Source organism: Pseudomonas sp. FW507-12TSA, from assembly GCF_058781435.1.
Map to the genome: position 1 here is coordinate 201,321 of NZ_JBYSWT010000005.1, position 14,015 is coordinate 215,335.

Below are 14,015 nucleotides of genomic sequence, written 5' to 3' on the forward strand. Positions count from 1 at the left end.
AACCCGCGGGGCCGGGATGGCCGGAGGAGCACTCGATGGACGCCTGGTGGCATGAGGTATGGCTGACCCTGCAAGCGGAGTTCGCCGATATCGGCGATGCGCGGCAGATGACCCGGATCATCCTGCGCCTGCTGCTGGCAGCGGCGCTGGGCGCGGTGCTGGGGTTCGAGCGAGAACAGAAGGGCAAGGCGGCGGGAGTGCGCACCCACATGCTGGTGGCCATGGGCGCCGCCTTGTTCGTACTGGTGCCGAGCCTTTCGGGAGCCCAGTCCGATGCCATGAGCCGGGTGCTCCAGGGAGTGATCGCCGGGATCGGCTTCCTCGGTGCCGGGACCATTCTCAAGGGGCGAGAGGAGGAGGCAGGCCAGCACGTCAAGGGCCTGACCACCGCCGCCGGGTTATGGATGACCGCTGCCATCGGCGTCGCGGCCGGCGAGGCCACGGCGCTGTTGAGCACCTTGCTGGCACTGATGGTGTTCAGCCTGATGCCGTTGATCGTGCGGCGCCTGGAAAAGCGCTGAATACCGCCTGTCTATCTATCCTTGCCGGCGAACCGCCGCACTTGTTCCCGCTGCTCGGCCAGCACCGGCGGCCTGGGTATGGGCGGGTCGACCTTGGGCGGCGGGGTGCTGTCCGGTGGCTCCTGCTCGGGAACCGCCGGTGGTTCGCTGGGCGGCAGGGGTGGCTGGTCGATGTTCGGATCAGGGGGATCCGCCGGGATCGGGATACTCATTGCTGGCCTCCTGGGTGCTTGCAGTTGCACCGGCTCGTTCGGTGGACCCCGCAACGGCGCATTTGATTCCCGCCGTCTCGATGATCAATTGCGCTGAACTTTCCGCAAGGCGGGTGGCTCGGAACCTAAGTGTGTCGATCCAGTGCTGTACCGGGGCATCGCCGACCCGGTCAGCCAAGCGTCGAGAAACAGTACAGAGGGGTGATGCTCGATGAGCGCAGAACAACCGACCGAACCGGACTACCAGGCGCACCTACCGTTGTCCCAGGCCTTGCTGCTGCCGCGCATCGCCATCGAAGATACCCGCCCGGTGCTCGATGGCGGCCAGTTCGCGGCCAAGGCCACTGCGGGCCAGCAGGTGGAGGTGGGGTGCAAGGTCTTCGCCGATGGCCACGACAAGCTGGCGGTGCGGGTGCGCTGGCGCAACGAACGGCAGGACGTTTGGCACAGCCGGGTCCTGGAAGACCAGGGCAACGACGCCTGGCTGGGGTACTTCCCGGTGCCGGAGGCGGGCCGCTACCGCTTCTGCATCGAGGCCTGGATCGACCCGTTCGCCAGCTTCTGCTACGAGCTGGAAAAGAAGCACCTGGCCGCCCAGCCGGTCAGCCTGGAACTGCAAGAAGGCCGGACCCTGGTGCAGCAGGCTGGCGAACGCAGCGAAGGCGCGCTGCGCGAACAACTGCTGGTACTGCACCAGCAACTGGGCGGCTTGCTCGCGGCCGAGCAGGTGGCGCTGTTCCTAAGTGCCGACAGTGCCCGGCTGATGGCCGAGGCCGACCTGCGTCCCTACCTCAGCCTGAGTCCCGAATACCCATTGGACGTGGAGCGCGAGCGTGCGCAGTTCGCCAGCTGGTACGAGCTGTTTCCCCGTTCCATTACCGACGATCCGGCGCGCCACGGCACCTTCGATGATGTGCATTCACGCTTGTCGATGATCCATGACATGGGCTTCGACGTGTTGTATTTCCCGCCGATCCACCCCATTGGCCGGCGCCACCGCAAGGGCCGCAACAATGCCTTGGTCGCCGCTCCGGACGATCCCGGCAGCCCCTATGCCATCGGCAGCGAGGAGGGCGGCCACGAGGCGATCCATCCGCAACTGGGCAGCCGCGAGGATTTTCGCCGGCTGGTGGCCGCAGCCGCCGACCATGGCCTGGAAATCGCCCTGGATTTCGCCATCCAGTGCTCCCAGGACCATCCCTGGCTGACCGAGCATCCGGGCTGGTTCAACTGGCGCCCGGACGGCACGATCAAATACGCCGAGAACCCGCCCAAGAAGTACCAGGACATCGTCAACGTCGACTTCTATGCCGCCGATGCCATCCCCAGCCTGTGGCTGGAGCTGCGGGACATAGTGCTCGGCTGGGTCGAGGAGGGTGTCACCATCTTCCGGGTCGATAACCCGCATACCAAGCCGTTGCCGTTCTGGCAGTGGTTGATCGGCGATGTGCGCAGCCGGCACCCGCAGGTGATCTTCCTGGCCGAGGCCTTCACCACCCCGGCGATGATGGCGCGCCTGGGCAAGATCGGTTACTCCCAGAGCTACACCTACTTCACCTGGCGCAACACCAAGAGCGAACTGGCCAGTTATTTCAGCGAGCTGAACCAGTCGCCCTGGCGCGAATGCTTCCGGCCGAACTTCTTCGTCAACACTCCGGATATCAACCCCGGCTTCCTGCATGACTCGGGCCGCCCCGGCTTTCTCATCCGCGCGGCGCTGGCGACCATGGGTTCGGGCCTGTGGGGCATGTATTCGGGGTTCGAGCTGTGCGAGTCGGCGCCGTTGCCAGGCAAGGAGGAATACCTGGATTCGGAGAAGTACGAGATCCGCCCGCGGGACTTCAATGCCCCGGGCAACATCATCGCCGAGATCGCCCAGCTCAACCGTATCCGCCGTCAGAACCCGGCGCTGCAATCGCACCTGGGGCTCAAGCTGTACAACGCCTGGAACGACCGGATCCTGTACTTCGGCAAGCGTAGCGCCGACGGCGGCAACTTCGTGCTGGTGGCGGTCAGCCTCGATCCCTTCAACCCCCAGGAGGCGCATTTCGAGCTGCCACTCTGGGAAATGGGCCTGCCCGACGATGCCGCTACCCAGGGCGAGGACTTGATGAACGGCCATCGCTGGACCTGGTACGGCAAGGTCCAGTTCATGCGCCTTGAACCGGCCCAGCCGTTCGGTATCTGGCGCATCAGCGTCGACTGACCTGACCGCGCCGCCGGCCCTAAGGCCAGGCGGCAGTGGCCGGGCAGGGACCTCTGAACAGATTCAGGAGTGAGCAATGGCGAAGAAAACCCGACCAGCGACCTTCATCAAGGATCCGCTCTGGTACAAGGACGCGGTGATCTACCAAGTGCATGTGAAGTCCTATTTCGATTCCAACGACGATGGCGTCGGCGATTTTCCCGGGCTGATCGCCAAGCTGGACTACATCAAGGAACTGGGGGTCAACACCATCTGGTTGTTGCCGTTCTATCCCTCGCCACGGCGCGACGACGGCTACGACATCGCCGAATACCGTGGGGTCAGCCCCGACTATGGCACCCTGGCGGATGTCCGGCGGTTCATCGCCGAGGCCCACAAGCGCGAACTGCGGGTGATCGCCGAACTGGTGATCAACCACACCTCCGACCAGCACCCCTGGTTCCAGCGTGCCCGCAAGGCCAAGCCCGGTTCGGCGGCGCGCAACTTCTATGTGTGGTCCGATGACGACCAGAAGTACGCCGGCACGCGGATCATCTTCCTCGACACCGAGAAGTCCAACTGGACCTGGGACCCGGTGGCAGGCCAGTACTTCTGGCACCGCTTCTATTCCCACCAGCCGGACCTGAACTTCGACAATCCGCAGGTGATGAAGGCCGTGCTCTCGGTCATGCGCCACTGGCTGGACATGGGGATCGACGGCCTGCGCCTGGATGCCATCCCCTACCTGATCGAGCGCGATGGCACCAACAACGAGAACCTGGCCGAGACCCACGATGTGCTCAAGCGCATCCGCGCCGAGATCGATGCCCATTATCCGGACCGCATGCTCCTGGCCGAGGCCAACCAGTGGCCCGAGGACACCCAGCTGTACTTCGGCCAGGCCAGCGGCAACGGCGCCGATGGCGACGAATGCCACATGGCCTTCCACTTTCCGCTGATGCCACGCATGTACATGGCCCTGGCCCAGGAAGATCGCTTCCCGATCACCGACATCCTGCGCCAGACCCCGGAAATCCCGGCCAATTGCCAGTGGGCGATCTTCCTGCGCAACCACGATGAGCTGACCCTGGAAATGGTCACCGACAAGGAGCGCGACTACCTGTGGAACTACTACGCCGCTGATCGGCGGGCGCGGATCAACCTGGGCATCCGCCGGCGCCTGGCACCGCTGATGGAGCGTGATCGGCGGCGCATCGAACTGCTCAACAGCCTGCTGCTGTCGATGCCCGGTACCCCGACCCTGTACTACGGCGACGAGATCGGCATGGGCGACAACATCTACCTGGGCGACCGCGATGGCGTGCGCACGCCGATGCAGTGGTCCATCGACCGTAACGGCGGTTTCTCCCGGGCCGACCCGGCGAGCCTGGTGCTGCCGCCGATCATGGACCCGCTCTACGGCTACCAGTCGGTCAACGTCGAGACCCAGTCCGGCGATCCGCATTCGCTGCTCAACTGGACCCGGCGCCTGCTGGCGGTGCGCAAGCAATCCAGGGCCTTCGGCCGGGGCACGCTGAAGATGCTGTCGCCGAACAATCGCCGGATCCTGGCCTATACCCGCGAATACACCGGGCCCGATGGCAAGCAGGAGATCATCCTCTGCGTGGCCAACGTCTCGCGCAGCGCCCAGGCGGCGGAGCTGGACCTGTCGAGCTTCGCCGGCATGGTGCCGGTGGAGATGCTCGGCGGCAGCGCCTTCCCGCCCATCGGCCAATTGAATTTCCTGCTGACGCTGGCGCCCTATGGCTTCTACTGGTTCGTCCTGGCCAGCGAGCAGCAGATGCCCAGCTGGCATGTCGAGCCGTCCGAGAGCCTGCCGGAGTTCACCACCCTGGTGTTGAAGAAACGCCTCGAGGAATTGCTGGAGGCGCCAGCGCGCACCACCCTGGAGCAGGAAATCCTGCCCAGCTGGCTGCCCAAGCGCCGCTGGTTCGCCGACAAGGACAGCACCCTGGGCCAAGTGCAGCTGGTGTATGGCGTGCGCTTCGGCGATCCGCAGCATCCGGTGCTGCTGGGCGAGATCGAGGTCACCAGCCAGGGCCGGAGCCAGCGCTACCAGGTGCCATTCGGCCTGCTGGCCGAGGACCAGATCAGCAGCGCCTTGCCCCAGCAACTGGCCATGTCCCGGGTCCGGCGCGGGCGCCAGGTGGGCTTGATCACCGATGCCTTTGCCCTCGACAGCTTCGTGCGCAGCGTGCTCCAGGCGCTCCAGGCCCAGGCTCGCTTGGACAGCGACGCCGGGCAGATCCGTTTCGATGGCAGCCCGCAACTGCAGCGCCTGGGCCTGGATGCCGAGGTCGACGTGCGCTACCTGTCGGCCGAGCAATCCAACAGCTCGGTGGTGGTGGGCGAAAGCCTGGTGCTCAAGCTGGTGCGCAAGGTGGCCGGCGGCATCCACCCGGAACTGGAAATGGGCGCTTTTCTCACCCAGGCCGGTTTTGCCCATATTTCGCCATTGCTGGGCTCGGTGGTGCGCCGTGACGCGCAGGGCGAGGATCACCTGCTGATGATCGCCCAGGGCTACCTGAGCAACCAGGGCGACGCCTGGGAGTGGACCCAGAGCAACCTGGAGCGAGCGATCCGCGACGAGCTGGCCAGCGCCGTTTCCGAACAGGAGCAGCATTACAACGCCCTCGCCGAACTCCAGGACTTCGCCGGGCTCCTGGGCCAGCGCCTGGGGGAAATGCACATGCTGCTCGCCGCCCCCGGCAGTACTGCGGACTTCGCGCCCCAGGCCTATACCCAGGAGGACCTGCAGGCTTGCCAGCGCCAAGTCAGTGGGCAACTGGAACACAGTTTGCAATTGCTCGAAGAACACCAGGACAGCCTGGCCGAGACCGACCGTGGCCTGTGCCGACGCCTGTTGCGGCACAAGGGGCGCATCCTCGCCGCAGTCGATCAACTGGCCGGGCAATTGTTGGGCGGCTTGCGCATCCGGGTCCATGGCGACCTGCACCTGGGCCAGGTGCTGGTGATCAAGGGCGATGCCTACCTGATCGACTTCGAGGGCGAGCCGGCGCGGCCCCTGGCGGAACGCCGGGCCAAGCACAGCCCCTACAAGGATGTCAGTGGCGTGCTGCGTTCGTTCGACTACGCCGCGGCCCTGGCCCTGGAGGCGCCGGCGGTGGATGGCGCGCCGGATGCCCAGGCGGTCCGGCAAGCCGTGGTCGGGCGCTACCTGGAGCGCTCCCGTCAGGCTTTCGTCACGGCGTACCGACAGGCGACGGCTAATCTTGCCCATGGCTGGCGAGCGCCGGCGGCCGATGCCGCCCTGGTGCTGTTCAGCCTGGAGAAGGCGGCTTATGAGCTGGCCTATGAGGCGCAGAACCGGCCCGCCTGGTTGCACGTGCCGCTGCGCGGCCTGGCCGGCCTGTTGCGTGAACTACCGGACTTTTACGACATCGATGGAGAGCAGTCATGAATTTCTCGAACAGGGAGCAGGAGCGGCGCCAGGAGAGGTTGCTGCCACCGGCCGGGGCTATCGAGGCCCTGGTCCGGGCCGAGAACAACGACCCGTTCGCCATCCTCGGGCCCCATGGCGACGGTGCCGGTGGGCAGGTCATCCGGGCTTTCCTGCCCGGAGCGCTGAGTGTCCAGGTGCTGGACCGCGAGCAGCAGCAATTGCTCGGCAACCTGGAAGCCGACGAGGTGCCGGGGTTGTTCGCCGGGCATTTTCCCGAGGCCCGGCCCTACCTGCTGCGTGTGCAGTGGGCCGGTGGCGAACAGGTCAGCGAAGACCCCTACAGCTTCGGGCCGTTGCTTGGCGAAATGGACCTGTACCTGTTCGCCGAAGGCAATCACCGCGACCTCGGCAGTTGCCTGGGAGCCCAGTTAACCACGGTGGACGGCGTCGCCGGTGTGCGTTTCGCGGTGTGGGCGCCCAATGCCCGGCGGGTCTCGGTGGTGGGTGACTTCAATGTCTGGGACGGCCGTCGGCATCCCATGCGCCTGCGCCATCCTTCGGGGGTCTGGGAGCTGTTCATCCCGCGCTTGCACGCTGGTGAATCCTACAAGTACGAGGTCCTGGGCCCCCACGGCATCCTGCCGCTCAAGGCCGACCCGGTAGCCCTGGCGACCCAGATGCCGCCCGACACCGCGTCGAAGGTCGCGGCGCCGCTGGCCATCGACTGGCAAGACCAGGAGTGGATGCTGGCCCGTGGCGAACGCCAGCGGGTCGATGCGCCGCTGGCGATCTACGAGCTGCACGCCGGTTCCTGGCAGTGCGAGGTCGACGACGTGGGCGAGGTGGCCCGCCACTACAGTTGGCCGGAGCTGGCCGAACGGTTGATTCCCTACGTCAAGGAACTGGGCTTCACCCATATCGAGCTGATGCCGATCATGGAACACCCGTTCGGCGGTTCCTGGGGCTACCAGCCCCTGGCGCAGTTCGCGCCCAGCGCCCGCTACGGTACGCCCGAGGAGTTCGCGGCCTTCGTCAATGCCTGCCACCTGGCGCAGATCGGGGTGATCCTGGACTGGGTACCGGCGCACTTTCCCACCGATACCCATGGGTTGGCGCAGTTCGATGGCACGGCGCTGTATGAGTACGGCAACCCCCTGGAAGGTTTCCACCAGGATTGGGACACCCTGATCTACAACCTCGGGCGTACCGAGGTCCACGGCTTCATGCTGGCCTCGGCCCTGCATTGGCTCAAGCATTTCCATATCGACGGGCTGCGGGTCGATGCGGTGGCCTCGATGCTCTACCGCGACTACTCGCGCAAGGCCGGGGAGTGGGTGCCCAACCGTCACGGCGGCCGGGAAAATCTCGAGGCGATCGAGTTCCTGCGCCATCTCAACGACGTGGTGGACCTGGAGGCGCCGGGCGCCCTGGTGATCGCCGAGGAATCCACCGCCTGGCCCGGGGTCAGCCAGAGTACCGAGCATGGCGGGCTGGGCTTCGCTTACAAGTGGAACATGGGCTGGATGCACGACTCCCTGCATTACATCCAGCAAGACCCGGTCTATCGGGCCCACCACCACAACGAGCTGAGCTTCGGCCTGGTGTATGCCTGGTCCGAGCGCTTCATCCTGCCGATCTCCCATGATGAAGTGGTGCACGGCAAACATTCGCTGATCGACAAGATGCCCGGCGATCGCTGGCAGAAGTTCGCCAACCTGCGGGCCTACCTGAGCTTCATGTGGACCCATCCAGGCAAGAAGCTGTTGTTCATGGGCTGCGAATTCGGCCAGTGGCGCGAGTGGAACCACGACCAGCAGCTGGACTGGTACTTGCTGCAATATCCCGAACACCGTGGCGTGCAACAGCTGGTGGGCGACCTCAACCGCCTGTACCGCGAGTATCCGGCGCTGCACGAGCAGGACCACGTGCCCCAGGGCTTCCAGTGGCTGATTGGCGACGATGCGCTCAACAGTGTGTATGCCTGGCTGCGCTGGAGCCGCAATGGCGAGCCGTTGCTGGTGGTGGCCAACTTCACCCCGGTGCCACGCGAGGGGTATCGCGTGGGCGTACCCTTGGCCGGGCGCTGGAGCGAGGTACTCAACAGCGATTCGCAGCTCTATGCCGGGTCCAACTACGGCAACGCCGGCGAAGCCTTCAGCGAAGAACAGGAAAGCCACGGCCAGGCCCTGTCCCTGGTGCTCAACCTGCCGCCCCTGGCGGTGCTGATCCTGCGCCCCGGCCACTGACACGACTAAAGGGCGCGCTTCGTTTAGCCGCTGCCGAAGTTGAACGCCAGCCCTGGCCGATCAGAGGCTGGCGGCGGCCTCGGCGATCAACCCGGCCACGGCGTGCGGCTGCGAGGCCAGGGAGGCATGGCTGGCGTCCAGGCGGATCACCTTGCGCGCGTTCAAGCGCGCGGCCATGCGCTCCTGGTTGTGCGGGGCGATCATGCGGTCGGCGCTGGAGATCTGGTACCACGAGGGTTTGTCGCGCCAGGCCGGGGCGCCCAGGGTATCGCCGAAGGTGCTGGCCAGCGGGGCTTTCTGGACCAGGCCCATGATCAGTCCCTCGCGGGGCGGCAGGTCCTGGCAAAAACTCTCATGGAAGCGCTCCGGACGAACCCACAGGTAGCCGTCGCTGTCCGGTTCCAGGTTGGCCGCGGCCGCGGGAGGAAACTCCTGGGTCAGGCTGCCGGGGCTCTCGCCGCTGTCGGGAGCGAAGGCGGCGATGTACACAAGGCCTGCGACGTTGGCCTCGTGGCCGGCCTGGGTGATCACCGCGCCGCCGTAGGAATGCCCCACCAGCAGTACCGGCCCGGCTTGCTGGGCCAGCAGATTGCGGGTGCGCTCGACGTCGTCGGCCAGGGACGTCAGGGGCAACTCTACCGCGCGGATCTTCTGCTGGCCGCGTTCCAGCAGATCGTCGATGACCCGGTTCCAGTGGGCGGCGCCGCCCCAGAACCCGTGGACCAGGACGATCGTGGGGGTATCGCTCATGGCATCGCTCCTTTTCACGGCAGCGGCGGCCCCGGGCGGACGCCCAGGGTCCCTGTCCGTTACAGAGCATGCATCAGCCTCGGCGCGGCGCCAGTGCCGGTTCAGCAATCCGGATGTACGGCAGGTTCCGGCAGGTGGACTTCCACCGCCAGGGGCAGGTGGTCGGAGAGGTGGGTCCAGGGTTTGTTGCCCAGGATCTGCGGGCTGTGGCTGCCGGCGTTGCGCAGGTAGACGCGGTCCAGGCGCAGTAGCGGCCAACGTGCCGGATAGGTGCGGGCCGGGCGGCCATGATGGCGTTCGAAGGCTTCGTGCAGGTCGTTGCGTCGGCCCAGGATGCTGTTGCCGCGCAGCTGCCAATCGTTGAAGTCACCGGCGATGATCACCGGGGCCTGCCCGGGCAGGGATTCGAGCAGTTGGCAGAGCAGGGCCAGCTGTAGCTGCCGGTGGCTTTCCAGGAGGCTCAGGTGCACGCAGATGGCATGCACTTCGTCGTGGCCAGGCACATCCAGCACGCAATGCAGCAGGCCCCGGCGCTCGGGGCCGGTGATCGACACATCGAGGTTGCGATACTGGCGGATGGGGAATTTCGACAGCACGGCGTTGCCGTGATGGCCATCGGGATACACCGCGTTGCGCCCGTAGGCATAGTCGCTCCACATGCTGTCGGCGAGGAACTCGTACTGCGACTGGGAAGGCCAGTTGTCCAGGCGCGAGGCGTGGCGGCCATGCTCGCCCAGCACCTCCTGGAGGAACACCAGGTCGGCCTGGGTGCTGCGCACCGCTTCGCGCAGCTCGGGGAGGATGAAGCGCCGGTTCAGGGCGGTGAAGCCCTTGTGGGTGTTGACCGTCAGGATGCGCAACCGCTGGGTGGCCCCGCGGGGCACTGGCCGGGTGGAGTCGCTGTTCACGCTCGCTCCTGTGAAATCAGTGGCGGTTACTGCTTGGGACTGATGACCGGCGCTGGCGTTCAGCTGGATTCCACCCGGACCGCGCTACATGAGGATGATTTCGTAGGGCAGGCGCATGCGTTCGAGCACGATGGGCGACAGCGACGGCTGCAGGCCGATCTCCGGCTCGCCCTGCAGTTGGCTGGCGTAGGCATGGGCGGCGTGGCGCTTGCGGGCCACGGTCCAGGTGTCCAGGCGCAGCTTGCGCGCGCGTTGCCAGGGAATCTGGTGCTCCTCGCGGGCCGAGCTGTGCCAGGCCCACACGGGGATCTCGCAGAACCTTGCCCCCACCTGCGCCGCGGCCTTGGCGGCAGCCCGGCCCACGGCCTCGTGATCGAGGTTGCCGTCTTCGCGCCAGGTACTGAACACCACGTCCCCGGGGCGCAGGTAGCGGCTGATGAACGGCACCAACTGCTGCTCGCGCTCGCTCAAGGCGCTGTCGGCGAACCCGCCGCGAATCCATTTCAGGCTATGCAAAGGCAGGCCCAGGCGGCGCAGGGCCTCGGCGCTTTCCTGGGGCCGGAACACACTCAGGCGGCGTTCCGGCCAGACCTCGGACCCGGGGTGGCTGGCGCTGCCATCGCTGACCGAGATGAGCTCCAGGGGGTGGCCGTGGTGGGCCAGCACTTGCAGCAGGCCGCCACTGGCGATCACTTCGTCACCGGGATGCGGAGCCACCATCACCGCGCGGGAACCGGCCGGTACCAGGTTGGCAAGATTGATGGCCGGGACCTCGGCCAGGTTATGGGCGCTGTTCCAGATCTGGCTGGGCCAGCTGTTATCTATTGCGGATATGGCTTTCATAACGTGATACATCCCTGTTTCCGGGTCGTATGCGAAAAGCTGAACGAGCGTTCAGCATCGGCCCTGGGTTTGCACGCACGCTGATTTCATGGCACCTGCCTCAGCGTGAAGTACCGGTGTCCCATCCCTTTGGAACGCCGTGATAGCTGCGCAATCATACTCAGCCCGGCGCCGTCCACACAGGGGGCGCCAGGATAATTTGTCGATTGCGGTCCGCTTGATAGGGTAGACGTATTTCGTTACCAGGTATGTCGCCCTGCCGAATATCGTCCCCGAAAAGCGCCAGGCGTCCCCCCAAGCCTCTGTTCCAAGGCGTTCCCAGGCCGACCCGGCCTGGGTTGCGGCTATTCCTGATCCTCGTGCTGGAGCTCGAAGAGCAGCAGCGAACGCCCGGTCACCGAGTATTCATGGCCGAAATCCAGGCGTTCCTGGCCGCGCACCGCCGGCTGGTTGGTATCGAGCATGCATGTCCAGAATTCCCCGGCCGGCACTTGCGGCAGGCGGAAGTTGACGATGTCGTGGTGCGCGTTGACCACCAGCAGCACCGTGGCGTCGGCACCCGGGCGGCGGATGCCGGTTTCCTGGGCGCGGCCATCGAGCAGCATGCCCAGGCACCGGCCATGGGCATCCTGCCAATGCTCGGTGGTCATTTCGCTGCCGTCGGGGGCCAGCCAGGTCACGTCCTTGACCCCGATATCCTCGTTGTAGTTGCCTACCAGGAAGCGTCCGCGCCGCAGGATCGGATAGCTCAGGCGCAGCTTGACCAGGCGCTTGACGAACTTGAGCAGCGACTTGCCATCGTCGTCCAGGTCCCAGTTGACCCAGCCGATCTCGCTATCCTGGCAATAGGCATTGTTGTTGCCGTGCTGGGTACGGGCGAATTCGTCGCCGGCCACCATCATCGGCGTGCCCTGGGCCAGCAGCAGGGTGGCGAAGAAGTTGCGCATCTGGCGCAGGCGCAGGGCGTTGATCGCCGGATCGTCGGTAGGGCCTTCTGTCCCGTGATTCCAGGACAGGTTGTTGTTGCTGCCGTCCTGGTTGTTCTCGTCGTTGGCCTCGTTGTGCTTGTCGTTGTAGGACACCAGGTCGTGCAGGGTGAAGCCGTCGTGGGCAGTGATGAAGTTGACCGAGGCGTACGGGCGGCGCCCCCGCTGGTTGAACATCTCTCCGGAGGCGGTCATGCGCCCGGCGAAATCCGCCAATTGGCCGTCATCGCCTTTCCAAAAGGCGCGCACGGTATCGCGAAAACGATCGTTCCACTCCATCCAGCCCGGTGGGAAGCGCCCCACCTGGTAACCGCCCGGGCCGCAATCCCAGGGCTCGGCGATCATCTTCACCTGGCGCAGCAGCGGGTCCTGGCGGCAGGCGACGAGAAAGCTGTGGCGCTCGTCGAAGCCATCGTGATAGCGCCCGAGAATGGTCGCCAGGTCGAAGCGGAAACCATCGACGTGCATCTCGCCGGCCCAGTAGCGCAGCGAGTCGGTAACCATCTGCAAGACGCACGGATGGCTCAGGTCCAGGGTGTTGCCGGTCCCGGAATCATTGATGTAGAAGCGCTTGTCGTCGGGCATCAGGCGGTAGTACGAGGCGTTGTCGATACCACGCATGGACAGGGTCGGACCCTGTTCGTTGCCCTCGGCGGTGTGGTTGTAGACCACGTCCAGCAGCACTTCCAGGCCGGCCTCGTGCAGGTGCGCGACCATCTCCTTGAATTCGGCGATCTTGCCGCTGGCCAGGTAGCGCGGGTCCGGGGCGAAGAAGGCGATGCTGTTGTAGCCCCAGTAGTTGGTCATGCCTTTTTGCAGCAGATGCTGGTCGTTGACGAAGGCGTGGATCGGCAGCAGTTCCACCGACGACACCCCCAGGCTGCGGATGTGCTTGAGCACGTCCTCGACCATCAGCCCGGCGAAGCTGCCGCGTAACTGCTCGGGAACCGCCGGGTGGCGCATGGTGAAGCCGCGGACATGGGTCTCGTAGATGATGGTCTTGTCCCAGGGCACGCTGACGCGCTGGTCGTTGCCCCAGGTATGGGCCGGGTCGATCACCTTGCACTTGGGCACGAAGGGCGCGCTGTCGCGCTCATCGAAGCTCAGGTCGGCATCGGGGTGGCCGATGGTGTAGCCGAATAGCGCCTCGGACCACTTGAGTTCACCCACCAGTTGCTTGGCATAGGGGTCGATCAACAGCTTGTTGGGGTTGAAGCGATGGCCATTGACCGGATCGTAGGGGCCGTGCACGCGGTAGCCATAGACCAGCCCGGGATGGGCGTCGGGCAGGTAGCCGTGGAAGATTTCGTCGGTGTACTCCGGCAGTTCGATGCGCTCCAGCTCCACCTCGCCGGCGGCGTCGAAGATGCAAAGCTCGACCTTGGTGGCGTTGGCCGAGAACAGGGCGAAATTGACGCCCAGGCCGTCCCAGGTGGCGCCCAGGGGGAAGGGCAGGCCTTCACGGATGCGCGAAGGCTCGCCATCGGGGCTTGCGGTCAGGCTGTGCTTGGTGACTGTACTCATGGTTGCTCCTGCAATGAGAAGGGTGGAACAGGCGCGAAGGCGATCATTGCGGCACTGGCAGTGTCACAACGGCAAGGGTGTGGGCCGGGCTGCGGAATATTTCAGTTGGTGGGCGGCTTGCGTGGCGCCCGGGGTTTCTTGGCCGCGGCCGGTTTCTCTCCCGGTGGCAGCACTGTGGTGGCCGACTTGGCCTTGGGCTTGACCGCCGCCTTGGCCCCGGGCTTGGCGGCTGCCGGCTTGGCCTGCGTGGCCTTGGGCGGCTTGGCCGGGGCCAGGGCTTCGGCCTCGGCGAGCTTGCAGGCCATTTCCCAATGGCGTTGTTCCTGGCCCTGGGGTTTTCCTTCCGATTCCCAGATTTGATAGGCGAACTCACGTATGCGTTTGTCGTCGGTACTCATTGCAATGCTCCCGCGCTG

10 protein-coding genes are annotated in these 14,015 nt (G+C 65.6%); 4 read left to right on the top strand and 6 right to left on the bottom strand.

Annotated elements, in window-relative coordinates; genetic code table 11:
* The first annotated feature begins 35 nt into the window (after positions 1-35).
* Positions 36-521, top strand: a complete 486-nt coding sequence (locus AC3WK8_RS07245; RefSeq protein WP_103324228.1) for an MgtC/SapB family protein — start codon at positions 36-38, stop codon at positions 519-521.
* 11 nt (positions 522-532) lie between these two features.
* On the opposite strand, the gene AC3WK8_RS07250 is transcribed toward AC3WK8_RS07245, so the two are convergent.
* Positions 533-733 carry a hypothetical protein gene (locus AC3WK8_RS07250; RefSeq protein ID WP_103324227.1) on the bottom strand — a complete coding sequence of 67 codons (201 nt, stop codon included), beginning with the start codon at positions 731-733 and terminating at the stop codon, positions 533-535.
* Positions 734-944: 211 nt separating this feature from the next.
* Here AC3WK8_RS07250 and AC3WK8_RS07255 point away from each other — a divergent pair, with 211 nt between their 5' ends.
* From AC3WK8_RS07255 to glgB, 3 genes are all read left to right on the top strand, one after another.
* Entirely contained in the window at positions 945-2,939 is a 1,995-nt protein-coding gene (locus AC3WK8_RS07255) for an alpha-1,4-glucan--maltose-1-phosphate maltosyltransferase (RefSeq protein WP_103324226.1), read from the top strand.
* Between the two features lie 76 nt (positions 2,940-3,015).
* Positions 3,016-6,360, top strand: coding sequence for a maltose alpha-D-glucosyltransferase (treS, locus tag AC3WK8_RS07260; RefSeq protein ID WP_103324225.1), 3,345 nt, complete (start codon positions 3,016-3,018; stop codon positions 6,358-6,360).
* Positions 6,357-8,588, top strand: coding sequence for a 1,4-alpha-glucan branching protein GlgB (gene glgB / locus AC3WK8_RS07265; protein WP_103324224.1), 2,232 nt, complete (start codon positions 6,357-6,359; stop codon positions 8,586-8,588). The genes treS and glgB overlap by 4 nt, the downstream gene beginning before the upstream one ends.
* 60 nt (positions 8,589-8,648) lie before the next feature.
* Here the strand turns inward: glgB and AC3WK8_RS07270 are convergent, their stop codons facing one another.
* From AC3WK8_RS07270 to AC3WK8_RS07290, 5 genes are all read right to left on the bottom strand, one after another.
* Positions 8,649-9,338, bottom strand: coding sequence for an alpha/beta hydrolase (locus tag AC3WK8_RS07270; RefSeq protein ID WP_085597504.1), 690 nt, complete (start codon positions 9,336-9,338; stop codon positions 8,649-8,651).
* Positions 9,339-9,439: 101 nt separating this feature from the next.
* Positions 9,440-10,246: an endonuclease/exonuclease/phosphatase family protein gene (locus AC3WK8_RS07275; protein ID WP_085597505.1), complete on the bottom strand. Its 807-nt coding sequence runs from the start codon at positions 10,244-10,246 to the stop codon at positions 9,440-9,442.
* An 84-nt stretch (positions 10,247-10,330) separates the two neighbouring features.
* A complete protein-coding gene (locus AC3WK8_RS07280) occupies positions 10,331-11,089 on the bottom strand; it encodes a PIG-L deacetylase family protein (protein ID WP_085597506.1) in 759 nt (252 codons plus the stop codon).
* A gap of 344 nt (positions 11,090-11,433) precedes the next feature.
* Positions 11,434-13,599, bottom strand: a complete 2,166-nt coding sequence (gene glgX, locus AC3WK8_RS07285; RefSeq protein WP_085597507.1) for a glycogen debranching protein GlgX — start codon at positions 13,597-13,599, stop codon at positions 11,434-11,436.
* Between the two features lie 101 nt (positions 13,600-13,700).
* Positions 13,701-13,997: a DUF2934 domain-containing protein gene (locus tag AC3WK8_RS07290; protein WP_085597508.1), complete on the bottom strand. Its 297-nt coding sequence runs from the start codon at positions 13,995-13,997 to the stop codon at positions 13,701-13,703.
* Positions 13,998-14,015 lie beyond the last annotated feature (18 nt).